This is a genomic window from Sulfitobacter sp. L-8, assembly GCF_056859255.1.
The window spans coordinates 1-26,199 of record NZ_JBSXOD010000032.1 but is presented as its reverse complement, the minus strand read 5'-3'; the positions used below and the strand labels follow the sequence as shown (position 1 = coordinate 26,199).

Genomic DNA, 26,199 nt, shown 5'->3' with positions numbered 1-26,199 from the left:
TCTACAACCTCCCTGTGGACGACCGACTGGCGGCACCGGTATTGTCGGTGCCGCCATTTTTCGAAAGACCGATTGAACGGCCCAGAATGTTTGTGAGACGGATCATCCCGTGACCTGCGTATCGGCAGGCATCCCATTCCGGCGATCTCGCGCCGTTGCAAGATTTCTATTCCACACATCCGAATGTAACATATATCGCGTGGCGATATTTCGCGCACCGTGTCCGTTTCACGGGCATGAACTTGCGGGACCGTGTAGCACTGAACATCCAAGACTTGAGACGCGCCCGCGGCCTCAGCCAGGAGGAGCTTGTTCATCGGGCAGACGTGAGCCGCGGGCATATGGGCAAGGTCGAAAACGCCAAGTTCGCGGCCTCCCTCGACCTTCTCGAACGTATCGCCAAGGCGCTGAACGTCGACCCCGGAGAGCTCTTCACAAAACGCTAGCTAGTTTTTGCCAGCCCCTGATGCGTCCTCGAATGGAACGTCACGAAAGGTAGTCAGATGGAGCGTCGTGAGTTCTATGGGTAAAAGAAAAACAGGTTGGCCCTTTCAGGATGGGTTTATGAACGACGGGGCGCAGGAGCTTCACCTGTTCACCGATTACCGTTGGAATGATGGCTCGGTGAGCCGCCGCTGGCATGTCGATCCGGAACGCTTTGATGCAGACCTTGTCGAGATTCGCCCAGTTTCCCTGAAGCCCAGTGAAAGCTCAGATCAGTAGGAAAACCACTCCGAGTGGCCCATTTTGCCGTCGTAGTCGCCGTATTCGACCATGATGCTGCGGGAGTAGAAGTGCCAAATGCCACCACTGGTCGGATAGGCGATCTCCTGCCCACTTTCAGAGACAAATGTCGCGGGCCAGGGCGTGTGGGCCCCATAGACCCGCTGGATGTAGCGGCAGGTGCGGTTCTCGCGATCGCAGGAGCGGATCGACCAGTCCCATTGACGCGGCTCGTCGCGCGGCTCGTAGGAGCGCCCGGTGAACCAGATCACATGGGTGCGGTTCAGCCACTCGTATTCCGGCAGATTGGTGTCCAGCTCGCCCTCTCCGCCGGGCCCGCCCAACTCGACCGGCACATGGGCAAAGGTACAGACCCCGAAGGGCGGCAGGCTCGGCCAGGGCGTGATGCGGCGGATCATGGTGCGATAGGCGCGCGCGCAGACCGCACTGGGAGGGAAGCCACCCGCCATGCAGAGCATGATGGCGCAGTCGATGTCATAGGCCCGCGCCTTCTCAGGGGCTCCGAACACAGCCATCACCCCAAATGCTGCCGCCATCACCTGTCGTTTCATGTCATTCTCCCGCACAAGTTGCGGCAACTATCGCGCAATTTGTATTTTTCAGCAATATGTCGTATTGACTCCATATGTCTTTATGGCCTTAGTGTCATGCAGTAGAAGGGCTCTCATGGGGAGAGTCCGAACATGCCGATAGCGCGCAACCAGATCCTGATCACCATCGATGGTGTCAAAGACCTGTCCGAGAAGGGCATCGCGTTCCGCTGCCGGTATGAACTCGTGGGGTTCACGGACGATGGCAAGCCGCGCTACCAGTGCATCTACCTGCGCGAGGGCGAGCCGGAAGCCATTCTGGTCTCGACCCGGATCACCCCGCACGGGCCAGAGCCGCGGTATTTCAACATATGGCCAGGGCTCTTCAAACATCATCTCGAGTTCGGTGACGGGCGCGATCTGCGCTTTGGTCCTGACTATGAGCTCACCCTCGAGGAGCGCGGCTGACGTCATCGCTTTCGGCCGCGACGGCACGGCCAGGACCTCGGGCTGGACGTTTCATGGCGAGCGGCCTGCATGGAATGGTCTTGATGATGGCGTTGAGGCCGAAGTCGTGCGGGCCTCGCTGGGTGCCACACCGCCTTCCGGTCGCGACAGCATCCTCGCGCTGATCCGCACCACCGCAGATCGCCACCAGGGGAACCGAGCCCTACGCAAGGTTGGTCTGGGTCCGGACGACTGGCAGGTCCTGTTCCGCGCCCTGGTCGAGGCTGAAAGCAGCTACAATCCGACAGCCGTCAGCCCGAAGGGTGCCTATGGTCTTGGCCAGCTGATGCCGGATACGACCCGCAGCCTCGGGGTCGATCCGCGCGACCCGTCCCAGAACCTCGACGGCGCGGCGCGCTATCTGCTCGTGCAACTCGCCACGTTCAAGGACATCGACCTGGCGCTGGCAGCCTACAATGCCGGGCCGCACAGGGTGGTCGAATATTCCGGCATTCCACCCTTCGCCGAGACCCGCGACTACATCGCGCGCATCCACCGGATCCGGTCCCAGCTGGCGAGTACGCCTGTTTCCGCGCCAGACATCCGTGTCGCAGACCGCGCCCCAAGTCGCGCGCCCGTCTTCATCGATCTTCAGTAAAACAAGGGAACTTCGCATGCCCAGACATCGCCTCAGCCGCCTCTTGCCCGTCGCCACAACCCTGGCGGCTTTCGCAACGCCCGCCCTCGCGCAAGACTTGTCACCGATCCAGACCATGCTGGAAACCGTCGAGGCGGCGCTGACCGGTCCGATCGGGATCGCCGTCGCCACGCTCGCCGTTATCGGCACCGGTTTCATGTGCATGATGGGGCGGCTGAACTGGGGCTGGTTCGCCTCGGTCATCATCGGGATCGTGCTGATCTTCTCGGCCGGGACGATTGTCGATGGGTTTTCCTGATGAACCGGAAAGCACTGTGCCTTTCCCGCAAAACGGAATCCTGCGGTCAACTCGAACGCGTTGTGCTGCGCAAACGCTGCCTCGAGTTGCCCTCCGGATGCCCGTCTTTTACTGAGCGGGAAAGTCACTAGATGGCAGAACGATCCCCCCTCTTTCTGGGCCTCGCCCGTCCGCCCAAGTATCTGGGCCTCCCCGTCGGATACCTCGTGGTTCTGGCGACAGGGGTCGTTCTACCGTTCATCTGGACCAAGTCGATGGTCTTCTTCCTGATCGGCCTTGTCGCCTATCCGATTCTCTGGTTCGTCGCCGACCGCGAGCCGCATTTCTTCGAAGTGCTGCGCGTCTCCTACGGCGCAGTGAGCCCGACGAAGAACCGGGCCCTGCACGGAGGCGACAGCTTTGGCGCGTGATGCGGGCACTCTTTCCACTCACGGAACCGCTCTGTTTCAGGCTGGCGGCGGGGAGTTCGCGCGGGAGAGCTATCTCGCGGAGCACCTGCCGTATTTCGCGCTCGCGGATGACGATGTCATGGTGCTGCGCGAGGGCGACCTTATGGCGACCCTGCGCCTTGATGGTCTCAATCCGATGACCAGCGAAGACGCCCGGCTCGACGCACTCAAACGCGCTGTTGCCACCATCGTCGCACAGACCGGCAATGCCTTCGGCTTCTACATCCACCGCATCTCCGTGCCACAGGATCTCGGGATGCGCCCCATTGAGGGGGACAGCTTCACCGCCGCAATCGATGCCCGCTGGCAAGCCCATGTCAAAGACCTGCGCCCCGCCAAGCGCCAGCTCTATCTCAGCGTCATCCGGCGCCCCGATATCTCCGCGCGCATTCCGCTCCTGCGCGCGCTGGCCCGCAAGGCCTGGGTCAAGGACCGCGCGACGCGCCTGCAGGAGCTGAACGAGGTCATGGGCTTTTTCGAGGTGGCACTTGCCTCGGCCAATCCCGTGAGGCTCACAAGGTCGGGCGGCGAATGGCTGGGCTATCTCAACACGCTGAATGCGGGCAGCTTTTCTCCGATCGCCTTTGGGCAGAGCGCCCTGCCCCTCTCGCACACCCTGGGCAACTGCCGCGCGACCTTTGGCGGCGACGTCGTCACCCTGACCGATGCCGTGACCGGTCAGGTTAAATATGGCGCACTCTTCTCGATGAAGACCTATCCAGCCCTCACCGATGTAACCCTTCTCGACGCGCTCGACCTGCCGCTCGATATCGTGCTGACGAACTCCTTCAGCCCGATCCCGAACAACATCATGGCTGAACGCATCCAGCGCATCATCCGCCAGATGCACGCCTCCGACGATGCCGCTGTCTCGCTCCGGGACCAACTCGCCATGGCTGCGGACGACCAGGAAGCGGGCCGCATCGCCTTCGGGGACCATCACCTCTCCATCGCCGTCTATGCCCCAGACCGCGAGACGCTCGAGCGCGCCGCCGCCCAGATCAAGCGCGTGGGCCAGGAGATCATGTCCGTCATCGTCCGCGAAAACATGGCGCTGAAAGCCACCTACTTCGCGCAATCTCCCGGCAATTTCGGCTACCGCGCGCGGAAGACGCCGATCTCCTCGATCAACTTTGCGGATTTCGCGGCCCTTCACGGCAGCGTCGAAGGGCGCGGGCCGGATCAGTCGCCCTGGGGCCAGACCATCTCGGTCCTCCCCACGGTCGGCACCTCTGGTTATCGCTTCAATTTCCACGAGGCCGGCAGCCCCGGCAAGGAACCGACCGTTGGCCATACGCTGGTCCTGGGGCGCACCGGCACCGGCAAGACGCTCACCACCGCCTTCCTTGCGGCCCAAGCGCAGAGGGTCGGCGCGCGGCTCTTTTTCTTCGACAAGGATCGCGGTCTCGAAATGACCGTCCGCGCGCTTGGCGGTCGCTATAACGAAATCCGGGCCGGTGTTCCCACGGGCCTCAACCCGCTCGCCACGGAGACCGACGAGCGCGGCCGCGCCTGGCTCTCGGACTGGCTTGCGACACTTCTCACACGGAATGGCGCGCTGACAGGCGAGCAATCACGTCACATACAGAGCGCGGTCGGTCAGAACGCCGATGCGGGCGCGGCCCTGCAGCGCTTTGTCAGTTTCGAGACCCTGTTCCAGTCGCTTGATGACGACGGCGAGCTGCAATCCCGCGTTGCCGAGTGGGCGCCCGGTGGCCGCTATGGCTGGGTTTTCGACGAGCCTGAGCGGGGGGCGGGTCTCACGCTTACGGGCGACATCGTCGGGTTTGACATGACTGAAATCCTCGACATGACCACCGAGCGCATGGCGGTGCTCTCCTACATCTTCCGCCAGATCGAATGCGTGGTCGAAGACCGCCGCCCCACCATCATCGTGCTCGACGAAGCCTGGAAGCTCTTGGACGATCCGTATTTCGGGGCGCGGCTGGAAAACTGGCTGGTGACGCTTCGCAAGATGAACTGCGTCGTGATCATGATGACGCAATATCCAAGCCAACTGCGCGACAGCCGCGTCGGCAAGACCATCGTCGAGACGGTGCCGACCCAGATCCTCTTCCCGAACGATCGCGCCACCGTCTCCGACTACGACTTCCTGCGCGTGAACGCCAAGGAAGCCGCACTTCTCGTCCAACCCACCATTGGCCAGCGCATCGCCCTCGTCCGCTCGGCGGGCGACAGCGTCTTCGTCGATGCGGACCTGTCAGCGCTTGGCGACCTTCTCCCCATCCTTGGCGGCGGCGCCACCGGTGAGGCGCGTGTGCCTGCCGATTGGCGCGCCATTCCCGACTTCTGGAGACATGTGATATGAGTTCGAAACCCTTCCTCGCGCTTTGCGCCGCCGCAAGCTTGCTCGCCGCTTGCGAGAAATACACCGAGAAAGCCTCGCCCTGCTTCGGTCGCGACGGCGAGCCGCAGGTGACGCGGTCCGCGTTTTCGGTCTCGACCATGGGCGCTCCGGTCCAACAGGCTGCCAAGCCTAACTGCACATTCGAGCCCCTGCCCCGTCCGGAATGAGCCGCGCCGCGATCATATCCGCCGGGCTCTGCCTCGGCCTCGGCGCTTTGCCCGCGCTTGCCCAGGGTGTGCCGACGCAGGACAATTCCGCGATCGGCCGCGCCATCGCACGCGTAGCGGCGCTCGCCGAGGATCTGGGCATCCAGCAGGACAAAGACGGCACCGAGACGACCCTGGCCGATGTCCAGGCCGACCAGCTGCGCGTCCTCGGAGAGATGACGGCGGCCGTCACCGGGCCGGGTTTCAACATCCGCGCGCTTGAGGGCAATGCGGACTTTGGGGTGGCGGCGGTCTATCCCAATACCGATCAGAGTCCCATGAACAGCCGCCTCTTCGGCGAGGGTCGCGAGACGGTCGAAATGATGATCGTCGAGATCGCGGGCGAATTCGCGGGCGCGCCCGGCGTGACCCGTGCGGGTCTCTCGGCCACCCAGTGGCGCTGCCTCTTCCAGGCCCTGATCAAGCAGGAGAGCCGCTTCAACGTCGCTGCCGAAAGCCCGGTCGGGGCCTATGGGCTGACCCAGCTCATGCCCGGTACCGCCTCCGATCTTGGCGTCGATCGCTATGACGTGAAGGACAACCTGCGCGGCGGCGCGCGCTACATCACGACGCAGCTCAATCGCTTCGGCAATATCCCCCATGCGCTCGCGGCCTATAACGCGGGGCCGGGCCGGGTCATCGAATACGGTGGCGTGCCGCCCTTTGCCGAGACGCAAGGCTACGTGCGCAATATCTCGAAGTTCTACAACGAATACCTCGCCGTGGTGGGCGGAGCCGATGCGCTTGGCACGCTCTCCCCCTCGGACTTTGCGCTCGCCGAATATGCCAGCATCTCCGAGGCGGGCGTCTACTACGCCGCCGACAGCTCTGCCACCACCGAACAGGTCATCAACCGCCTCCGCGCGATCATCCTGCAGATCGATGCTCAGCCCAATGCCAAGGCGGCCTGGGAGCTCAACACCTACGCCAAGGCCGAGATCGGCCGCATCCTCAACCTCCGTGTCCGGCTGATGGCCGCCAACCAGCAGCGCGAGGCAGCCTACGCGCAGCACCTCGTCGCCGACCGACTGGCCGAGCGCGACTTCATGCAGATGGGAGTTCCCGAATGAGACAGCTTCTCCTGACCGTAGCTGCGGTCACCACACTCGGGCTCGCCTCGCCCGCAACAGCCCAAGGCGTACCGACTTTCGACGGATCACAGCTTGGCCAGCTCGTCGCCCAGCTCGAACATATGGCCGAGGATCTGAACGTCCAGATGCAGCAGCTCGCCACCATGCGGATGGAACTGGAAACCCAGCTGTCACAACTCACGAACCTCGAAGCGCAATTGACCTCCTTGATCGAAGGCAGCGGGTTGGGTGAGCTTTTTGCTACGGTCGAAGAATTCCGCGCGCTGCGCGGCAAGCTGGTGGCCCCGCTCAACACCGCGCAGTCCTTGGCCAGCGGCGATTTCCTGAGCGGCTTCAATCCGGGCGCGGAACTCTCAGCCTCGGTCGAGCGCGTGCTTTCAGGCAGCGGCTTCACCTCGGAACGGCTGGGGACACTCTCAGGCTCCGACCAGCCCGCCGACAACCGCATCGCCGCCTCGGCAGGGGCTAGTGCCATGCTGTCGGTCGCCGCGCAGGAAAGCCATGAGGAGGCAGGCCAGAGCCTCGAGCGGCTCGAGACCATGGTCGGGCTGATCGACGATCAGGAAGGGTTGAAAGCCGCCGTCGATCTCAACACCCGCGTCACCGCCGAGCTTGGCATCATCCTGACCCAGATCTGGCGGCTGGAAGCGGCCCAGGGCGTCAGCGCTGGCCAGCTCGGCGTCGTCGATGCCGCGACCCTCGCGGATGAGCGCAAGTTCCGCTCGATGGCGGTGGATCCATGAGGAGGCCCAAGCTCACCCCGAGCCGCTTCACCTTGATGGAAGCCGGCCTTCTCAGCCTGTCATTTGCCCTGCCGGTCGGACTGCTTCTTCTCGCGCCGACCCCGGTCGCGGGACGGGAGACACACTTCAGCTCGATGGCCATCGCGCGGGACGGGGCCGATGAATGCCGGGTCCCGAAACCGCCCGCCGATCTGGCCGAGACCGCCTATCTGCGGAACGGCTACCGCGCGATCCTGCGCATCCTGATTGCCGAGGAAGCCCTCGCCTCAGAAACCTGCACCTGCCTGCTGGATCAGTTCACCTGGGATCAGGCACTTGACGCCCTGCCCCGTTTCCAGACTTCGGACAATGCGCGCCTGCCGTTCAACGTGCTCGAACTCTATGCGCAGGCCGATGCGCTTGAGGCCGAAGTTGTCGCAGGCTGTGCCAAGTAGATGGGGATCATTCGCGACATTCTGGGCGAGGTCGACGCTGCGGTGAACACCGTGGCGCAGGACGGCTTTGTCTCTTCCGCAGCCTCGGTCGGCAATGTCATCTCGGCAGGCGCGACCCTCCTCGTCGTGCTCCTCGGGATCAACGCGGTGATGCAACTCCGTCCCCTGCCCTTTGGCACCGGCTTTGCCTTCGGGATGAAGGTGGCGCTCGTGGGGATCTTCGCGCAGAGCTGGGACAATTTCAGCGTCATCTATGACATCGTCACGCGGGTGCCTGACTCCGTCGGCGCCTCTATCCTGGCGCTTACCGGCTCGGGCGACGAGGCCGGGGTCTATGAAAGCCTCGACAACATGGTCGCCCGCATCACCGCCTATGGCGACACGATCGGCGACCGCGCGGGCTGGGTCTTCGGGGCGGTCCTGGGCGCGATCTTCTTTGTCCTTTCCGCCGTCTTCGCCGCCGTCACCGCCGGGATCATCGCCTTCGCCCGCATCGTCTTCGCGCTGATGATCGTGATCGCCCCCTTCATGATCGTGACCTCGCTGTTCAAGCCGACCCAGTCCCTCTTCGAGGCCTGGACCCGCGCCACCATCGGCTACGCGCTCATGCCGGTCGCGGCCGCCGGGGCCGCGGGCATCATCGTGGCGATCGCCGAAGCGATCGGGGACGCCTCCGCCGATCCGGGTGACGTCGAGACCGTCAGCCTCATCCTGCCCTTCCTCGTCATCCTGATCCTCAGCGCCGGGATCATGGCCTCAGTCCCCTATATTGCGTCCAACCTCACCGGCGTCGTCGGCATTGCCTCGAATGCCGTGGGTCTTACCGGCCTCGCGCGGCAGGGCTTCGTGAACACGCGCCAATATGGCACTGGCGCAACCGCGCGCCTCGTCACCGGCAAGTCCCCGCATGAGCTGAACCAGATGGCCAATGCGGGTGTGGTCAAGACAGGCGAGATGATCCGGCAAAGCCCCGGCGCGCTTCTCTCCGCCGCCAAGGCCTTCCGCAAACCCTGATGTGAAAGACGACCGACTTGAAGAAACTTGTGACCAGTTCCCCCGCGCCTGACCGCGACGCGTTCGAGGCGGATTTCATCTACGGGCCAAGGCGGCGCGAGCGCTTCGCCTGGTTTGTCGCCGCGGCAGGCGTGCTGGTCGGCGTGGCCGGCATGGTCGCGGGTGCGAGCCTCTTTCCCCTCAAATCCACCGAGACCTTCGTGGTCGTGGTCGACAAGGAAACCGGCGAGATGGACCGGGTGGCCGCCGTCCAGGCCCTGACGCTGTCCGAAAGCGACGCCATCATCCAGGCCAATCTCGTATCTTACGTCGATGATCGGGAAACCTATGACCTGACCGATGGCGAGCAACGCATCAACTCGGTGCTCGACCGCTCGGATGGCGACGCCGCCCGCACGTTGCGCGATCTCTGGTCCTCCACCAACGAGGATTACCCGATCACCGTCTATGGCCGCGACGCCAAGATCGAGGTGGTCATCAAGTCCGTGAACCAGATCGAGCGCGGCGTGGCCCAGGTCCGTTTCACCCGCACGCTGCGTCGCCCCCGCGACACCCGCACCGTGACGCGCTCTTACGTGGCCACCGTCGGTTACGACTTCCAACCCGAAACCCGCCAGCGCCTTCAGGACGTCTGGGCCAACCCTTTGGGCTTCGTGGTGACCTCCTACCGCGTCGACGCCGAGACCCTGGAGAACTGACCAAGATGAAATCCATGCCCGCGCTCCTCACCACGTTTCTCCTAGCGCTTGCCCTTCCTGTTGCCGCACTCGCCGAGACCACGCCGCAAGGCGGCGCCCTCGACATCCGGATCCGCACCGCCGTCTATAATGAAAACCAGGTCTACCGGATCGAGACGGATCTGAGGCATTCGACCACGATTCACTTCGGGGCGGGGGAGCGGTTCGAAGCGGTGATCGTCGGCGACACCGAGAGCTTCCAGGTCGATCCGATCCCCGAGCTCGGCAATGTGCTGACGATCAAACCACATGTGGCGAATGCCTCGACCAACATGACGGTGATCACCAACCGCCGTACCTATTCCTTCCATCTGCGCGAGGGCTCAATCCCGAACCGCACCGGCATGTTCTTCGAAGTCCGCTTCCGCTACCCCGATGAGGAACGCCGCGCATCGGCGGCCACCCAGCCGAAGGGGTTTGAGGCGCCGCAGAACTTTAATTACCGCGTCTCGGGCGAGGGGGATTTCCGCCCCAGCCATATCTACGACGACGGGCGCTATACCTATTTCGTCTTCCCGGACAATGGCCGCCAGCCCGCCCTCTTCAAAGCCGATGACGAGGGCCGTGAGCGCACGGTCAACTGGACCCAGCAAGGCAATACCGTCCGGGTGCTCGGGGTGAACACCTACTGGACGCTGCGCATCGGCGAGGAGGCGATCTGCGCCTGGCGCGACGAAAGTGCGATTTACGTGAGCAACTGACCATGGCCGATCAAACCCCTCCCGATCTTCAGGACCGTCTCGACCAGTTCAGCCAGCGCGGCAAGTCCAAACGCCGGGGCAACAGCCTCGGGTTCGGCGCGCTCGCCGCAGCCCTTGCTCTCGGCGGGGCTGGGGTGGCCTATTTCCTGGCCACAGGTTCGCAGGAGGGCGATAGCGCCCTTGAGACCTCAGATGTCGAGACCTTCCAGGACCGCCGCCCCGGCACTGGCGGGCGTTTGGAGTTTCCACCCGACGAGACCGAGCAACGGGTCAATGACGCGCTGATCGCCGTCGAAGAGGCGCTTGATGTGCCAGCCGCCCCTGCCCCCGAACCGAGCGCCGAGGTGCTGGCCGAGATCGCCAAGCTGCGCGAGGCCCTCGCCGCCAGTCAGGCTGCCCGCAACTCGGAAATCCAATCCGCCGTTGCCGACCTGCGCGAAGCCTTCGATGAACAGAAGGCTGCATTGGAAGCGCTTATCGCTGAGAAAGAGGCCGAGCTTGCCAACCTGCAGCGCCAGACCGAGACTCGCATCGAAGGGCTTCAGGCCATGCTCGATGCCGAGAGGACGCAGCGCGAGGGCCTCGAGGCAGAGTTGGACCGCGAAGGGCTGATCGCCGACCAGCGCCTTCTCGAAGAACGCCGCCGTCAGGAAGAGGAGCAGCGGCAGCGCGAGGCCGAGCGGGTCGCCGAAGAGCTTCTGACCGCGCAGATCAAATCCCCCGCCGTGATCTATGCCGACGGCCCCCGTGGCGGCCAAAGTGGCGCGGCGGTGGCCGATCCTGCTGCCGCTGGCACTGGCGGGCCGGTCCTCTCGGGCAATGAACAGTTCCTGCAGAGTGCGCGACCGCTCGAAGTGCAAGAGGCCGCGCGCCTCACCCATCCCGAACGCACGCTGACCCAAGGGTCCGTCATCCAGGCCGCGCTCCAGACCGCCATCAACAGCGATCTGCCGGGCTCCGTCGTCGCGGTCGTCTCCGAGCCGGTTCCGGCGTTTTCCGGGGACCGGATCCTGATCCCCCGGGGTTCCCGCCTTTTCGGCCAATACCGCTCCGGGATCGAAATGCACCAGAAGCGCATCCTGATCCTTTGGACCCGCGTCCTGACCCCGGACGGCACCTCGATGGAAATCGCCGCCGTGGGCGGGGACCAGCTTGGTCGCTCAGGCCTCACCGGTCTCGTCGACACCAAGTTCGCCGAGCGCTTCGGAGGTGCGGCGCTGATTTCCGTAATCGGGGCGGCACCGGCCGTGGCAGCCGAGAGTACCAACAACGAAACCACAAGCATCGTCCTGGGCGATGTCGGCAGCGACCTTCAGGATGCGGTCGGATCGGTCATCGCCGACCAGGTCTCGATCGCGCCGACAATCTATGTCGATCAGGGAGCCTCGGTCACCGTGCTCGTAGATAGAGACGTGGTGATTTACTGATGGATCAGGCGTCGCCAGCCTCCTACCTCGAGCGCTATCTCGACCCGTTCCGCGACCTTCTGAGACGCGATGACGTGGTCGAAATCGCGATCAATCCGGACGGCAAGGTCTGGATCGAGGTCGCGGGCGACGCCACCATGCGCCACGAAGGCCAGACCGTGGACCGGACTACCGCCCTCAACATGGCCCAGACCATCGTCGGCGATGCCAAGGCCCGCGTTTCCGAAAAGAACCCTCTCGTCTCCGGCAAGGTGGAATATGCCGGTCGCCCCCTTCGGGTTCAGGTCGCCGTGCCGCCCGCCATCGATCGCGGTGCCTCGATCACGATCCGCCTCTTCGCCTTGGCTAGCGTCCGGGACTACGCTCCGGCCTATCTCTTCGGCAAAGCCGTCTCGCTCGATGCGCTCCGCGCTGAGAAGTTGAAGAACATCGCCAGTCTTGCCGAGGAAAATCTCGAGGCCGCGCTGCAAACCCTGGTCGAGGCCCGGCTCAACGTCCTGATCAGCGGCGGCACCTCGACCGGCAAAACCACGTTCGCTCGCCAACTCCTGACGCATGTCAGTGAGCACGAACGGCTGATCACCATCGAAGACGCTTTTGAGCTCTTCGCCGGCCAACCCAACACCGTCGCCCTCCTGGCCGACCGCGGTGCCGGATCGCAACGCAGCGCCAACGCCCTCCTTCAGGCCTCCCTCCGTATGCGCCCCGACCGGATCATCGTCGGCGAGCTGCGCGGTGCCGAAGCCCTGACCTATCTCGAAGCGATCAACACCGGGCACGGCGGGTCGGTTTCCACAATCCATGCTGAAACCGCAGAACTCGCCATCGACCGGTTGGCAATCATGGTGCTGCAGGCTGGCACACCACTGACCTTCGCCGAGGTACGCGAATACATCCGGAAATCCATCGATGTGATCGTCCAGCTCGGGCGGGCCGAGGGGAAGCGGGGGATTACGGAGTTCTATCTGCCGGGGAGCAGAAACCAGCCGCCGCACTAAGGCTCGTAGGCAGAACTGGGCCTCCGGAACCATAGTGCGTGGGCACCGCTTGTGTCACAGTACTTTAGGCACTTTCGGCATCTTTCGCCGTGGAAAACGGAACAATCTTGCATAGCGAACACAGATTCACTCGCGGCTCAGCCTTATCCTCGGTCAATCTTTCAACTGAAGCTTCCTTGCCAGCCATCAGGTCTGAAACCGCCAACATGAAAGCATCCTTGTCGGCTGCTTGCATCGCCCCGCGGGCACCTTCAAATCCGCAGTTTAGGGCCGCCGCCGCTTGCCCTCGTCGAAGTGCGTCAGAAATTAACCTCGGCGTCCAGGATACGGGGTTCAAATTTCCCTGATTGCCAAGTTCACTCAAGAGTAGTGCGGTACACCAATCACCTGACCCTGCAGCATCAAGAAAATATGGCGCCTCGAATGCATCAAGTTCGAACCAATCCCAGCTAAGGCGAAATTCCAAGCCTCGCGGCCCTAAGGTTTGAATGATAAGATCTGGCCCAGTGAGATCACGGATTTCGTTGATGTGACCGAGCCTGTCTTCGGCAAACTTTAGGACGTGACAAACATCGATGGCCTTTTGGAACTGGCTCTCATCCCCAATCGAAGACGGCTCAAAGAGGACTAGACCTCCACTTTCGCGCACCCAAGAGGCTAGCTTCAAGGCGCTCGGAGACACACGGTCAAAGAAAAAGATATCTGGAACGCAATGACTATCCAATACCGGCTGGATTTGCCGGATCGTCGTTGATCTGAACCTTGGAAGCCAGCCGCCGCAATCCGGGCAAGTCAACACATAACGATGTGACCTGTGGCCTTCGGCATCTACCTTGAATTTCTGAACGACAACGGGCGTGGAGACCGACTGTTCCTGCCATACAAAGTCAGTGTTCACGCCGTCGAACTGAAGATCGTGAACAACGAAGTCTCCTGGTTCATCACATCCAAGTCGCGCCACAGGAAACGAATCCCAACCCAGCCAGCTCAACAAAGCCATAACATTCCCACACGAACCGCCTGCCGAAGCAAAGGTCGCCTCGAGGCCCTCCACAACATCCATGGCCACGAAGCCTGTTCCCATGGCCCGTTTCTCGATGGCATCCAGCTTCCTGTCGTCGATCATCGTTCCCAGTCCCCGCGAAGCCACATCGATGAGAGCTGGTACTCCGTTCCTGAATCTATGACAGGATCGGAGTAGTCCGCTGTTTCTACATACAAAACGCCCACTGACATACGATCTCCTGCGATGGCCCCATACTTGTGATCATAGCACGCCAACAACGCGCCGACTGATAAAAGCTTGGACGATAGTGGTGACACGAAAGCCTTGCAACCACCAAGCTCGCTTAGCGCCCGCCGATACCGGTCCATGGCGGCGAATATCTGCTTGTAAGCTTCGAACGGATTATACTCTGATGCTCTGAGAATGTTGCCTGGTTCGACTTGGAACTCTTCGAACAAGAGTTGCCGATGTTCCCGAATGATCTCGTCTCCGCGACGTGGTTCTCTAGTCGGGAACGGGATCACAGGGCAAATCTCGTCAGGGTTCAATTTGTCGCGGATGCGTGAAAGCCTAATTCCTTGCTGTTCGCCGAGCACCGGAAACCATACCCGAGGAATCTGATCGGTCGATTCACTATCAAGCTGCCCGGTGAAGCCGATTACGTTGGTGACGTCATCACGGAGCGTGCCTCGCGCGGCGCCGATGTCGGCCGACACGCTCTCGGCGGTCGTCACATGGAGATTTACGTCTGGTCCATCCACACTCATTTTGTCAAGCTCGTGGAGCAGAGATGCGACCGCCGTTAGCGCCACCATCCTGGGCATTGCGCTGATATCTGCCACGACGTCCGTATACACGTCCAAAGAACCCGCGGCACGCAATGCCTGCCGCACGTTTCTAGAAGTGGCGTTGCCTTGTCCGGAGCGTCCGAGTGGGACCTCAATCTCGCGAATCTTCGATGCGCCGACCAAAGCTTCAAGTTTTTGAACGTTTTCGAGCGTGAGCTGGATTCTTAATTCGCTATCTTGGAAGCCGTTGTCGAAGGCAAGCAGCCAAATATCGACCTCCCCACCAAAACCCACGATCTTATCTAAAACGGACAGAGCCCTCGGATCATAACCGCGCCCAAGCACAAACAAGAAACGCCTGGAAGGTTCATTTGCGTAATTCTTCCAAAAGGTATCAAAATCCTCACCCTGACGGAAGATATAGGGATCCCAACGCATGATAGTAACCTCGCTAGACAAGCCGCGGCTCCCTGTCTGACTGCTCCCCTATGTCGCCGAGCTCCATCCAGCGATGGAGTGTTCCAAGTGATTGTTCACGCCAACCGCCATACCCAAGCGGCAGGCCAAACTTCACGCATAGCAATCTGTTCAAATAGAAAACCATGTAAGACTTCCCCTTCGCCCTCCTATCCAAGTGCGGGGTGATCAGATTGTGTGCAACCAGAGACGTGACGACATTTCGTAATTGAAGGAAATGCTTGATCTTCCTTTCATCTTCACTTGCAAGCGTATTTCGGTCCTGCATTGATATCGCAAACCCCGTGACTCCCGGCATATAGGGAGCGGTTGGGCGAAAGGTTTGATCACGGCAGTATTTACCGAGAGCTTCCAGAAATCTCTTTGCATCGTAGCCTTGGGGCAGGCGGCGGACCAAACCTTCCCATCTCAACTCGGCGACATCACGAATTATCGCGTCCTGTCGTTCCGCTGACAACGAACGCGGAATGCTCCTTGGTCCGGTGATCTTTGCAGAAATCTCTTCGAACAACGCTCCAGCGACCTCAAGATACTGATCGATGTTCGAACTCGCCACTGCCGCTAGCGTGTCTTTTCCAAAGTACAGCGGAGTTTCCATTTCTGTTTTTAGAAAATGCTCAGCGGCCCTCGAAACGGCCTTTTCCTTTTCATCGAGCTCATCAGCCGGCAGAACGTCAAATGCGAATGACGCCTGGCTCCGCCTTAGGTCCCGCTCGATCAGGATCTCTGTGGACCGCCACTTTATAGCTGATGAAATCGCATCTCTGCGATCTTCTCGAGCGGCAGCAATCCATTCTTCATAGCGGCTGTCACCGGCGGTCTTCCCGACAAGTCGCGTCTCGATCTCGGATGACTTCTCGCTGTATCTATTGTCGCCTTCAGCCAGCTCTTCCTCGTTTGCTACTAAAGGGAAGAACTCTCGCCCTTCAAAACCGTCCGCCTTGGATGCCCTGAGATTGGCAATTTGCTCGGCAAATCGCGTAAAACCAGATGACCGCTTTCCAGACCACTGTGTTTCAAGCTGGATGACGGAGTCGTAATCGCGTTTTTCCAAGGCACCTTCGGTCAACAAGTCTTGGTGGCTCATCGCATCGAGGCGCTCCGCAATCCAAATACCGCAGGGCTCACGCGCATTGGTTACAAGGTTTATCAGACTCTTGCGTTGCGTATTATCCAAGAATTGAAGTTCGTCAAAAAGGAGAATTCGTCGGGACCGGACCTCTTCGCGCCCATCAAACATTCTCGCCCGGGCAAACCACTTGAGACTGTCGAGCCTTGTATGGCCACCTTGCAGTTCATCTGGCTCCCCTAGATCATCCATCGTGTCATAAAAATTGCGTTCGATCTCAGAAGCCCATTCGAACAGCTCTGTTCCACTCGCGGATGCAGGCACAGTTGCCCCAGACTCTGGTTCCCAAGTGACTCGCAATGTGTTCAGATCATCCGGGTATAGTCGTCCACTTTGATCGAGGAGCGATCGGAGCGTCGCGATGACGATTCTAGAATCCAGAAGCGATCTAAATAACCCATTGCCGCGATCGATCTGTGCCAAATCTTGATACTCTGTCGAGAACGAAATCATGGCACCAAGCAAATTGGCTCCGTTTTCATCTACGGCACCGAGATTATTCAAGACATCGAACGTTGGCTTGACCTGCTGCTCTTCCCGCAACGACACAACGAGCTCGAGCGGGCGCGGCAGCATCATTCGCAGCAAGGTTGTCTTTCCGCCCCCGGGAGCGCTTCGAAAGAAGACGAGTCCGGAAAACGGATCTTCTTTGTCGTCGACGACATCCAAAGCTCCAGGCCCAAACAGTCTGACGAACTGTTCATCACTCACCGAACGCTGGGAAGCTCTTATGCGGAATGGGTTTCTCACAGCTACTCAAACTTTCTATGGCGACTGACACGAGGGAACAGACCGCGCACCCTGTGCACATCTTCAGCCCACAAAAGGAAGATGGAGTTGTTGGGTGTATTGTGTGCCAGAACTACCGGCAACTTACACCCTGCATAGCCGAAACGTTTGGACGTTCCACCAACCTTCGAATGTTCATCGTCTGCATCAGGGTCAAAATACCGGTCTTGGTCGGCAAGAGACAAAATTCCATCGTCCGTCGGCGGCACCAGCTTCACGCCGCTGTTGAGACGATGAACAACCTTGAACTCGATTGATCCTTTCGAAAATGGCAGCTGTTCCAAATGCTTCTCGATGTGTTCTATCGCCTGTTCAGCCGCGATGTAGATCACGACGAGAACCGAAACTCCGGATTGAGCCACGAGACTACCTAAAAGCTCGTCGCTATCGAGTTCGCGGATAATCTTTGCAATTTTTCCGTCCCAGTCTCCGTTCTTTCCCTCTCGAAGGTAGCTGGTCCCACTCGCTGTAAAGTCATCCAGCAAGACTACATACTCGAACTTAGCTTGATCTTCTGGTACTTCCGCGCCAGAGATCGTTGAGAGATCCTTTTGTAATTTTTCCGTGAAGCCTTTGGCCTTTGGCGAAGACATATCATATGCGTGAAACACTTGCTCATGGGTGATGTCTTGTGGTTGCGCCCTTCGAAACTGATCGGTACGGGCACCGTCGCTCAATCCAAGAAACAGCGTCTTTCGTAATTTTGCGCGATATTCCTTGCATTTAACTATCGATTTTACTCGATGAGCTTCCAAAGCCGAATGGCCTTCCGCGGTATCAGCAATCAACTTCGGGCGAACAAAGGTTGGGAAGGCCAATCCAACAAGACTGTTTATCTCGGCATTCGAAACAAATATTAGCCGTTCCTTCACGAAGGAATAGGCGATATCTCGTTCGCCCTTGGTTTCAAATTGCTGCAACCACAGCGCTAGACTCTCCAAAAAACGGCGTCCAGGAGCGAACTGCTGATACTCGTCGTATTTATAGGACGCAAAGCTTTCCAGCAAAGCTCTTTCCTCGGCCTTCTCGGCATCGGACCACCCCATTATCTTGGTAAGAAGTGTTTCAGCGAGTTCTCTCTTCAATTCTTTAGACCTCGGTCGGAGGGTTTAATCGCCATAGCCCAAGCCTCTTCAAGCTTTGCAAGCCTCTCAAGGAAGAAGACCGTCGCTTGTACACCACGGATGCCTGCGGGAGCCAATGCCCAACCTGTTTTCGGATCTCCGCTCGCCCGATCAACACTCAGACCAAGTTGATGATCCAAGAGTTGAAAGTCGTTCCCACCTGGATCGGCGCGGTCACCAATGCGTAAGACCGCGCCACTGTCTATTTTAGCATGGTTGCACAGCTCTTCGACCAGCATAAGCTTATTTTGCCCACCGATAAGGACATCCACCGAGTGGCTCGAAATTACAACCTGCTTATCAAGTCCAACTACTCTCAACGCCTCACGAATTTCTGAAAGCGCCCGATATACGTCTCGTCTTTTGGGAAATTTTATTGAAATCTGTTTTGTGTTCGCGCGAATCTCGCAAGAAGACAGAAATGCACCTTTGCGCAGTTCTTCGAGTATCGGATCAACCGTATCCAACTCTTCTAGGAGGGGATCACGTTCGTCGCTCAAAGAACTAATTATTGCGCCATTATAGTACCCAACAAGAACTCGCCCCCAGAGCTCTCGCTTTATGCTCGACCTTAGCGACACGCCCGCACTTGGTCCCCGACCCGTTGCAATACCTACGGGTAGCCCACCTTCAAGGAGCCTATTCAGTTGTTCGGTTACCTTGGGCCGAAGGCCAACTTTGAACCGATCGCGGTCATCAGAGAGCGTTCCGTCATAGTCCATCACCAAACCCTGGATGGAAGCATCTCTGACAAACTTAATAGCGCCAGAATAATGCTCGAACCAAGTCTCCTTGTCTGCCCTTGCGAGATTTACTCCCTTCCGTGCGAGCGCAGCATTCAGATTCAACTCCTTCTGAGATTCTGCAGGAAGCATCGGACCGATCCGATAGAGCCGCCTTCCGAATTCCGGCACGCCTGGCTTGGCGGGATCTATTTTTGAGGCCTCGCCAGCTCCAAGGCTCAGATGCAAACCTGCTACAATTCCAGCAATAGCCTGCAGGTGTCTGGGTCCGCGAAAATCTATTCTCAGTCGCGGAATTTCTCGCGGTAAGGCCTCAAGTGTCTTGGTTGCGAGCTGCTCCATTCCGTCGCCTACCAAACAAACGATACCCGTGGATTCCTTATACTTGTGCATCCAGAAATGTCTTCCGTGCCCAAAATTTCGCAAGTCCGCAGCATGCAGGTTCCCAAGACCTGCTTCAACGAAGCGAGACTCAAGATCGACAGACGTTGCTCGTAAGGAGTTCGTGAACAATAGGCTGACCGTCCGATTGACGCACAGTTCTTTTGCTTGACTGGGGATGCCCTCCGCGCTCCATCCGCAAACGGTTTGGTCCATCAGCTCCTCAAGCGAAGAAGGCAACTCCTCGCTATCAAGTGCCGCCGCTTGGTACGCACGCAAGATCAGGACACAAGACGCAACCATAGACGCGACTGCCAAGAAACCGTCTTTAAAACTGTCAGACTGAAAGTCCACGACATCCGCGTATTGGAACCTTCGCCCCAAAGAGTGAAGTGGGCTCTCATCTCTTAGAACCAGCGCGGAAAGCGGCATAAACTCTCGTTGAGCTGCGGCCTTGAAAGCCACACCAATATCTCGGTTTTGACCACTTGCCGAGAAGCATGCAATACCGGCATTAGTAGTCGGGCCGGAAATGATTTCGAGCGGCGTGACGGCTTTGGCGGCTTCGCCTTCCATCAATTCATGCATCTGAGCCGCGAAGCTGGCCACAGAGTAAGATCCGCCGGAGCCCACCATCATCATGGGGCTCTCTCGCCAACCGTCCACGACGCGACAGAGTTCGGAGATATCTGCCTTAATGGCTGACTGATACGCGTTCTCGGCGCTGCGTAGTTCTGTTCGGTATCTCTCAGACACTGCAAGCCTGCCTTTTTCTGTTTTTTCCCCCGGGGCTCCCTCGCACCATCGTCATCCAACTCTTCGCCGAATGAATGAGATCTGCTTGAGGGAGATTTCGGGCTTGTCTAAACACCCACGATCCTTGTTTGCGACAGCTTTTTCAACCGCATATCGCACTGGATCTTCAGACATTTCCAGATCAGCTTGTCATGGAGTGACCTACAACCACAGGTGCGAAACCGCCAGCTCTTTGACCATCACTGAAGCTTATTTCGGTCATTACCCACCCAACAACTCCTCGATGAAGTCCTCCTGTCGGTCGAGCGCTGCCTCCCATTCCTTCGGCACCGCCGCTTCCCGCTCGAGCGTCTCAGGCTCAGGCTGCCCGCGCCCGGCCTCCATCGACCTCACACTCATCGCCCGTGCCTCGCGGCGTTGCGAACGGTCCCGCACAGGCGCGCGTTCGGCTGGTTTCAACGGCTCATCAGCACCTGCCTCGTCACTACCATCGCTGCCCCACGGCCCCACGCCCTGCACACTCGGCGGATAAGGGAACGGCTTGCCCTCCTGGTGGGCGAGCATCTCCTTGAAGAACGGATCGTCGTAATACTTGATCCGGCTCGCCTTGATCGGATGCTGGGGTGAGGCGAGGATAATGACCTCGTCGGGGTCCATCAGGCGAGCTTCGGTCTCAGAAAGCAGCGGCCGCTCTTCCAGCCGCGCCGAGGTCGAAGTCGCCCCGAGGAAGCCCTTGTTGCGTCCATACATTCGAGTCACCGCCTCGCGGGTGGTGCTGCCGACCGCGGCGGAAACCTCCTTCACGGTGCGCTGGTCACGCGGGGTGATGTAGAGCTTGAGCCCTGCCCCGTTCTCGAGGCTTTCGCGGCCCTCGGGTCCGTAGATCCGGTCGAGCGAGGCCAGCGACTGCGCAATCATCGCGACGCGGCCGCCATAGCTCGCCAGCGAATGGATCGCGCGTTCGAGATAGGGCATCGCCCCCATCTGCTGGAATTCGTCGATCATCATCATGACGGGCCACGGCTCATCCCGACCCGGCTCGTTCAAACGGATCGAGGCAATAAGATCGGCGAACATCAAGCGCAGGAGCGGCGCCAGCGTCGCGATATGATCCTCGGAGACCGCGATGTAGAGCGACTGCGGGGTTTTCCGGAAGGTCGAGAAATCAAAGTCGCTGTCTTGCGTGGCTGAGCGCACGGCGGGGTTGTCCCATTGCTTGAGACCCGCGGTCATCAGCGCCTGGATGTTCGAGGTCAGCAGCCGCGACGAGGCAGACGCCGCATTGGTCCAGAGCTCGCGCAGGATGTCTTCTTCCGCCTCGTCGGCATAGGTCTTGTATTGCGCGTTCTTATATTCGCCCCCGGCGACGATCTTGTTCACCTCGCCAAGGTTCGGCGTGCCGCGCTGGATCGCCAGTAGGCAGGCCGCAACAAAGATCGACTTGCCAGCCTCGGAGAAGGTGTCGAGGGTCTTGTTGTCCTTGTCGAGGAAGAGGTCGGCCAGGATCGAGACCTCGGTGAAACGCTGCGCGAAGCTCGGGGCCTTGGCGATCCGTGCAAGCGGGTTGTAGCGATGCGTGGCATTGGCCCAATCAAACGGACTGAAGCGATAGACCTCGTCGCCGTTGAGCGCCCGAAGCCGTGCAGTCTTCTCAAAGTTCTCACCCTTCACGTCGAGTACCACGACCGATCCCGCGAAGCTCAGAAGGTTCGGGATCACGAAACCCACACCCTTACCGGCACGGGTCGGCGCCACCATCATCACATGCGGGATTATCGTCGAGGAAATGAACTCCGCCTTCGAGGTCGGCGCGCCAAGCTTGCCGCAGACGAAGCCTTTGCCAGGGGCCTGAAGCATGTCGTTCTTCTTCAGTTCCGCCTTGGTCTGCCAGTGAGCCGAGCCGTAGTCGTCGCGCTCCTTCTTCCAGGTCCAGGCCAGCGCCAAGACGCCGAGACCAATTGCGCCAAAGCCGACGGCGCCGAAGCCAACCTTGAAGGCTTCGGGATGTGCCGCGCGGGTGCCGGCGCTCGCCTTCCAGAGCGCCAACATGTCGAAGCTCTGAAACCCGGTTTTCAGGGCCAAGGTCAGGTAGAAGGCGGCGACGATGGTGCCGATGACGGCGCCGCAGATCACACCGAAGAGGAGCGCGGCCCAGAGGGGAAGTGTCTTGGTCATGGTGGTCATCTCCCTCAGAATTCCATCTCGTCGTCGAGACCGCGGTCCCGACCGAGATCGCGGCCAAGTTCCTGTGCCTCCTGAGGACCGCGCAATCGCGCCACCTCTGTCGCCTTGTCCTGCTGCAACCCGGCGGCGCGGTCGGTGAAGACCTGGTCGCCCGTTTCCTCGAAGGTCATCTCGAGGAATTCCTGCGTGACGGTGATCTGGTCGAGCTTGCTTGGCAGCGCCGCATCCAACACCTCGTAGTTGCCGCGCCGAAGTTCGGCCAAGCCTTCCTCACCCAATTCCTTGAAGAGCTCGGATTGCAGGGTCCGCTCGACCGTCTCTTCCTGTACCTCGGTGAGCTTGCCGTCGCGCAGCATGTCGGCGAGGTCCTGCAGGTAGGGATTGGGCGTCTGGTCATCCTCGTCGATGAGCGGCAGTGTCGCCTCCTCCTCGTCTGCGAGGGTCCGGCCGATCTCGACGCCCAGTTCCTTTGCGCGCTCCATCAGCGCGTCCATCACACCGTCGACCTTTTCGAGTGCTGCGTCGAGCTGGTCATCATTGGCCGTCTCGACGCTGAGACCGTCCTTCGCCAGCACCGCGTTCATGTCCCGCTCGACCCAGTCCTGTGCCATGCCGTAGTTCCGCGTGCCGCCCGCTGCGATCCGGGCCACCAGCTCCTCGCTGTCCATGCCCACCTCCTCGGCGCGCTCGAGAACGTCGCGCAGCCCTTCGTCATTGCCGGACTGAAGCGCGGCGATCAGCACCTCGCTGCCCGCCCCCGGCGGATAGGGTTCTTCGAGCTGCTTGCCGAACCGCGCGCGCAGGTCCGGGTCCGGCACCATCTGCGAGAGATCCGCGATGATCGGCGCGGCCTTGGCCTCGAAGGTGGCCCGCTCGGTCGGGTCCAGTTCCTCGGCCTTGAGCCTGAGCGCCTCGATCGTGCGCTCTGAATAGTCGATCGCATCACCGACGGTCTTGATGTCCTTCATGTCTATCTCTCCTTCGGTGAAGTTCCACGGCGTGCCGGTGCCGAGCCCGTCCGCCATGCCGCGCACGGCGCACGCCATGTGGTGCCGGTCCATCCGGTCCAGCAGGTCGGCGAGGTTTTTATAGTCCTTGGCGAAGCCCACTACCTGCGCCTGTGCGACGGCGGATTCCTGGGCCGTCATGACAATCTCGCGCGGCAGGCGAGCCTCTTCCTTGGCGCGGTAAATCTCCTCAATCCCGGCGGGCTTTTCGAAGATGCCGCGCTCGAGCCGGGTGGTGGCATCAAGCATCACGCCGTAGCGTTCCGCGATCTCGGCCTGCTTCTCGCGCATGAGCTGCGGCGACATCACGCCCTCGGCCCAGCAGGAGAACCAGGTGCCGTTTTCGACGCCGCGATTGTTCAGGATGATGTGGGCATGTTTGTGCGCCCGGTCGTCATGGACCGCGAGAACATAGTCCCATTGGTCGCCGTATTCACTGCTCTCGAAGAAATGCTCCGTCCAGTCCATCGCAATGTCACGGACTTGATCGACCGTCACGTCGGTCGGGAAGGACAGCAACATATGTGAGGTGAAGCCGAGCTTGGTCGAGCCGCGCCAGGTCCCAGCCCAGTCTTCGATGATGTCTTCCTTCTGCGCTTCGGTGAGCACCGCCGCATCGGTCAGAGCGTTGGTCATCGTCGAGTAGGTATAGACCGCCTTGTCGTTGATGTAGGAGATCTGCGCCCCGAGCGAAGCGCGCGTCTTGCAGCCCCCTGCCCGGATCCGTTTGAACACCGCCGCGCGGCTCTGCCCCGAGGCCGCCTTCAGCGCATTACGCGTCGACATCGAGCCCACGCGCGCGAAACTCCGCCCCTGCCGACGGCCCGCCAACCGCGCGTCGATCCGCGCCGCAGCCTGGCCCCGGATGCGCTCATCCTCCCAGAGCCGCCCCATGACCGAGGTGTAGAGGGCGAGCGGATCAGCCATTTCTGACGAGCCTCAAGCCTGTCACGGTCTCGCGCGGGCCATCCTCCAGAACCGCGCTCTCCGCCCCCTGCCCTTCTTCCTTTTGCGGCCACTCCTGAGCACGCAACGCCTGCGCCGCATCCTTCATTCGACCCATCTCACGACTCATGGACTGCGCCAGATCGAGCAGTTCGATCAGCACCGCGCGGTCCGCCTCCGAGACCTCCAGCCGACCGCGATGGACAGCCTTGGCGAGCACCAATCCGGCGTCGCTCACATCCTTCGCCTGACGCCACGCGGCACAGAATTCCGCGACCAATTCACGGGGTACATCAAGGAAACCGCACCGTCCGCGCAGCACCGCATTCAGCGCTTGCGACCGGTTGGCAAAACCCCGTTCGCGCCATTCTGCATCGAAGGCGTCCAGCTCGGATCGACTGGCCCGGAACGCCACCGTCTCGCTCGGATCGCGCACTGCGATCCCCTCGCCCGCCTCCTCTTTCGCGATCCGGTTCACGTGGCGCGGAGAGATACCGAACGCCGCCGCCAGGTCCTTCGCGCTTTCGCCCGCCGCAAAGCGCCGCGCGACTTCGATGCGCTGCTCAAGCTTCAGGTTTTTCGCTGGCCTCGGCACGGGTCAGACCCCTCGGACAAAATGTGCAAACATTGGCCATATCCTGCCAACGTCTTCCTTCTCACCTTCTCTTATAATTCAATACATCGCATTGCGCAATATTACGTTTTGCATGATGTGTATTTTTGCGGGCATTGGGCGCCATCAAGACCGCGCGTCGCGGCGCGACATGGAACGAGTCCCGCCCTCATCGATGCAGGACAACCAGGTCGAAAAAGCTTCCGAAACTTGTGCTCGAGCCGCACGCTGCGACACGCTAACCGAACGCCCGAGCGGGTCACGGATCGGGCGCCAAGAACACGAAAACGGCCCGCGCGGGATAGCGCGGGTCACGCCCATTTAGGGCGTCACAGTGTTGGTAAAGATCAGCGTCAGACCCCTGCGGATCCAAAGACCCGCAGGAGTGTCTGGGTCAGTGACCCAGTCCCTGAGAGCGCAGATCGTCGTAGCGGCTGCGGGCGATCAGCGCCTCGGTCTCGAGGCTGTCGAGGGTCTCGGGATGGGCGTCTTCATCGAAGGCAGCGAGGTAAGCATCGAAGGCCATGTCGGCTTGAAGTTCGGCGAGGTCGATGTATTGTTCGAGTGTCATGATGTGATCCTTTCCGTTGATCGTCGTTGGACGGATCGTGGAAAAGACCGGGGGCATGAGAGCGGGCTGCACCCGGCACGGGGCGGAATGAAATGGAGCACGCCGGGGGCAGGTTTGTTGTGAGCGGTGCACCGCAGCGCTCAAGGCGCAGCCGTCCAGAAACCTGCCCCCGGGTTGCCGACCGCTCGACCCCGGGCTAGCGATCTGAAAGGCCAACAGGTCGACGGAAAGGCGCGCGGCGGTGACCCTGACGTGAGACGTTGCCCTCGGATGCATGACGTTGATCTGCGGTTTGCACCCTCACGGCACAGGGTGAGTTCGGCGCCCCTGGGATCCTCGCAAAGACACTCCTGGCGCGGGCTGCTCGGCTAAGCGAGGGGGTGCGCTTGACTCGCTAAGCAGACCTCCCAGTTCTCCATGCTGACCGTCGGATTCGCCTCGGGTTCGCGCGTTCGACGCCGTCCCTGAACAGAAAGATCGGAGCCGCATCTGCGACCGATCCAGTCGGGCTACCCGCTTCGGTGTCCACGTCCGAAGTGTACCGCATCCTTCGGACACCGATCTTGCGCCCGCCTAGGGCTAGTTCCCCTGGACGAGAAAAAGCCAGACCGCCGAAGCAATCTGGCCGTTGACTTAGGCGGCGTCTTTGGGCCCCCAGGGGATGACGGCCTGCAGGGACAGATCGTCCTGGTTCGCGGCCTTGCCGAGGTTGGCGTTGAAGCCGTGGTCGCGGATGGTCAGCGTGTAGTAGTCGGCGCCGGTCTCCTTGTTCTGCTTCTTCCAGATGCCGCCGCACTCGACCAGCTTGCCGCGCGGGGAGCGACCAAGGACGCGGTGCGTC

Annotated in this window: 26 protein-coding genes and 1 pseudogene; 16 read left to right on the top strand and 11 right to left on the bottom strand. The window is 60.6% G+C overall.

All coding sequences use genetic code 11. From position 1 onward, the window contains the following. Positions 1-236 precede the first annotated feature (236 nt). Positions 237-446: a helix-turn-helix domain-containing protein gene (locus AC13DE_RS03210; protein WP_483047042.1), complete on the top strand. Its 210-nt coding sequence runs from the start codon at positions 237-239 to the stop codon at positions 444-446. 118 nt (positions 447-564) lie between these two features. After that, entirely contained in the window at positions 565-723 is a 159-nt protein-coding gene (locus tag AC13DE_RS03205; protein ID WP_483047041.1) for a hypothetical protein, read from the top strand. On the opposite strand, the gene AC13DE_RS03200 is transcribed toward AC13DE_RS03205, so the two are convergent. Continuing rightward, the gene (locus AC13DE_RS03200; protein ID WP_483047040.1) at positions 717-1,295 is read right to left on the bottom strand and encodes a hypothetical protein; all 579 of its coding nucleotides are present in this window, start codon (positions 1,293-1,295) and stop codon (positions 717-719) included. The two genes, AC13DE_RS03205 and AC13DE_RS03200, sit on opposite strands and share 7 nt — an antisense overlap. 132 nt (positions 1,296-1,427) lie before the next feature. On the opposite strand from AC13DE_RS03200, the gene AC13DE_RS03195 reads away from it, so the two are divergent. From AC13DE_RS03195 to virB11, 14 genes are all read left to right on the top strand, one after another. Continuing rightward, entirely contained in the window at positions 1,428-1,742 is a 315-nt protein-coding gene (locus tag AC13DE_RS03195) for a hypothetical protein (RefSeq protein WP_050524067.1), read from the top strand. Further along, entirely contained in the window at positions 1,714-2,379 is a 666-nt protein-coding gene (locus tag AC13DE_RS03190) for a lytic transglycosylase domain-containing protein (protein WP_483047039.1), read from the top strand. Before AC13DE_RS03195 ends, AC13DE_RS03190 begins: the two co-directional genes overlap by 29 nt. A gap of 16 nt (positions 2,380-2,395) precedes the next feature. After that, positions 2,396-2,677: a TrbC/VirB2 family protein gene (locus AC13DE_RS03185; RefSeq protein WP_483047038.1), complete on the top strand. Its 282-nt coding sequence runs from the start codon at positions 2,396-2,398 to the stop codon at positions 2,675-2,677. Positions 2,678-2,808: 131 nt separating this feature from the next. Beyond that, complete coding sequence (locus AC13DE_RS03180) at positions 2,809-3,087, top strand: VirB3 family type IV secretion system protein (protein ID WP_483047037.1); 279 nt, start codon at positions 2,809-2,811, stop codon at positions 3,085-3,087. Continuing rightward, positions 3,077-5,455, top strand: coding sequence for a VirB4 family type IV secretion/conjugal transfer ATPase (locus AC13DE_RS03175; RefSeq protein WP_483047036.1), 2,379 nt, complete (start codon positions 3,077-3,079; stop codon positions 5,453-5,455). Before AC13DE_RS03180 ends, AC13DE_RS03175 begins: the two co-directional genes overlap by 11 nt. Beyond that, positions 5,452-5,661, top strand: coding sequence for a hypothetical protein (locus AC13DE_RS03170; protein ID WP_483047035.1), 210 nt, complete (start codon positions 5,452-5,454; stop codon positions 5,659-5,661). Before AC13DE_RS03175 ends, AC13DE_RS03170 begins: the two co-directional genes overlap by 4 nt. Beyond that, positions 5,658-6,770 (top strand): lytic transglycosylase domain-containing protein, encoded by a 1,113-nt coding sequence (locus AC13DE_RS03165; RefSeq protein WP_483047034.1) that lies wholly within the window; start codon positions 5,658-5,660, stop codon positions 6,768-6,770. The genes AC13DE_RS03170 and AC13DE_RS03165 overlap by 4 nt, the downstream gene beginning before the upstream one ends. After that, positions 6,767-7,534, top strand: coding sequence for a type IV secretion system protein (locus AC13DE_RS03160; RefSeq protein ID WP_483047033.1), 768 nt, complete (start codon positions 6,767-6,769; stop codon positions 7,532-7,534). The genes AC13DE_RS03165 and AC13DE_RS03160 overlap by 4 nt, the downstream gene beginning before the upstream one ends. After that, on the top strand, positions 7,531-7,968 hold the full coding sequence (locus tag AC13DE_RS03155) for a hypothetical protein (RefSeq protein ID WP_483047032.1): 438 nt from the start codon (positions 7,531-7,533) through the stop codon (positions 7,966-7,968). Before AC13DE_RS03160 ends, AC13DE_RS03155 begins: the two co-directional genes overlap by 4 nt. Next, positions 7,969-8,982 (top strand): TrbL/VirB6 family protein, encoded by a 1,014-nt coding sequence (locus AC13DE_RS03150; RefSeq protein WP_483047031.1) that lies wholly within the window; start codon positions 7,969-7,971, stop codon positions 8,980-8,982. It abuts the gene before it with no gap. A 17-nt stretch (positions 8,983-8,999) separates the two neighbouring features. Next, complete coding sequence (locus AC13DE_RS03145) at positions 9,000-9,680, top strand: VirB8 family type IV secretion system protein (RefSeq protein WP_483047030.1); 681 nt, start codon at positions 9,000-9,002, stop codon at positions 9,678-9,680. Positions 9,681-9,685: 5 nt separating this feature from the next. Continuing rightward, the gene (locus tag AC13DE_RS03140) at positions 9,686-10,420 is read left to right on the top strand and encodes a TrbG/VirB9 family P-type conjugative transfer protein (RefSeq protein ID WP_483047029.1); all 735 of its coding nucleotides are present in this window, start codon (positions 9,686-9,688) and stop codon (positions 10,418-10,420) included. 2 nt (positions 10,421-10,422) lie between these two features. Then, on the top strand, positions 10,423-11,847 hold the full coding sequence (locus AC13DE_RS03135) for a TrbI/VirB10 family protein (RefSeq protein ID WP_483047028.1): 1,425 nt from the start codon (positions 10,423-10,425) through the stop codon (positions 11,845-11,847). Continuing rightward, positions 11,847-12,845 (top strand): P-type DNA transfer ATPase VirB11, encoded by a 999-nt coding sequence (virB11, locus tag AC13DE_RS03130; protein WP_483047027.1) that lies wholly within the window; start codon positions 11,847-11,849, stop codon positions 12,843-12,845. Before AC13DE_RS03135 ends, virB11 begins: the two co-directional genes overlap by 1 nt. 64 nt (positions 12,846-12,909) lie before the next feature. On the opposite strand, the gene AC13DE_RS03125 is transcribed toward virB11, so the two are convergent. The 10 genes and pseudogenes from AC13DE_RS03125 to AC13DE_RS03080 form a co-directional block, all read right to left on the bottom strand. Continuing rightward, positions 12,910-13,971 carry a carbohydrate kinase family protein gene (locus tag AC13DE_RS03125; RefSeq protein ID WP_483047026.1) on the bottom strand — a complete coding sequence of 354 codons (1,062 nt, stop codon included), beginning with the start codon at positions 13,969-13,971 and terminating at the stop codon, positions 12,910-12,912. Next, positions 13,968-15,077 carry a hypothetical protein gene (locus AC13DE_RS03120; RefSeq protein WP_483047025.1) on the bottom strand — a complete coding sequence of 370 codons (1,110 nt, stop codon included), beginning with the start codon at positions 15,075-15,077 and terminating at the stop codon, positions 13,968-13,970. The genes AC13DE_RS03125 and AC13DE_RS03120 overlap by 4 nt, the downstream gene beginning before the upstream one ends. Before the next feature lie 13 nt (positions 15,078-15,090). After that, positions 15,091-16,956 carry an ORC-CDC6 family AAA ATPase gene (locus AC13DE_RS03115; protein ID WP_483047024.1) on the bottom strand — a complete coding sequence of 622 codons (1,866 nt, stop codon included), beginning with the start codon at positions 16,954-16,956 and terminating at the stop codon, positions 15,091-15,093. Positions 16,957-16,997: 41 nt separating this feature from the next. Beyond that, a complete protein-coding gene (locus AC13DE_RS03110) occupies positions 16,998-18,119 on the bottom strand; it encodes a phosphoribosyltransferase-like protein (protein WP_483047023.1) in 1,122 nt (373 codons plus the stop codon). Further along, positions 18,116-19,924, bottom strand: coding sequence for an HAD-IIB family hydrolase (locus tag AC13DE_RS03105; protein WP_483047022.1), 1,809 nt, complete (start codon positions 19,922-19,924; stop codon positions 18,116-18,118). The genes AC13DE_RS03110 and AC13DE_RS03105 overlap by 4 nt, the downstream gene beginning before the upstream one ends. A gap of 375 nt (positions 19,925-20,299) precedes the next feature. Continuing rightward, positions 20,300-22,213 (bottom strand): type IV secretory system conjugative DNA transfer family protein, encoded by a 1,914-nt coding sequence (locus AC13DE_RS03100; protein ID WP_483047021.1) that lies wholly within the window; start codon positions 22,211-22,213, stop codon positions 20,300-20,302. A gap of 14 nt (positions 22,214-22,227) precedes the next feature. Then, the gene (locus AC13DE_RS03095; RefSeq protein ID WP_483047020.1) at positions 22,228-24,156 is read right to left on the bottom strand and encodes a relaxase/mobilization nuclease domain-containing protein; all 1,929 of its coding nucleotides are present in this window, start codon (positions 24,154-24,156) and stop codon (positions 22,228-22,230) included. After that, positions 24,149-24,769 carry a helix-turn-helix domain-containing protein gene (locus AC13DE_RS03090; RefSeq protein WP_483047019.1) on the bottom strand — a complete coding sequence of 207 codons (621 nt, stop codon included), beginning with the start codon at positions 24,767-24,769 and terminating at the stop codon, positions 24,149-24,151. Before AC13DE_RS03090 ends, AC13DE_RS03095 begins: the two co-directional genes overlap by 8 nt. 412 nt (positions 24,770-25,181) lie before the next feature. Then, positions 25,182-25,358: a hypothetical protein gene (locus tag AC13DE_RS03085; RefSeq protein ID WP_483047018.1), complete on the bottom strand. Its 177-nt coding sequence runs from the start codon at positions 25,356-25,358 to the stop codon at positions 25,182-25,184. Between the two features lie 633 nt (positions 25,359-25,991). Next, positions 25,992-26,199: pseudogene (locus AC13DE_RS03080) on the bottom strand (hypothetical protein); the annotation flags it as partial.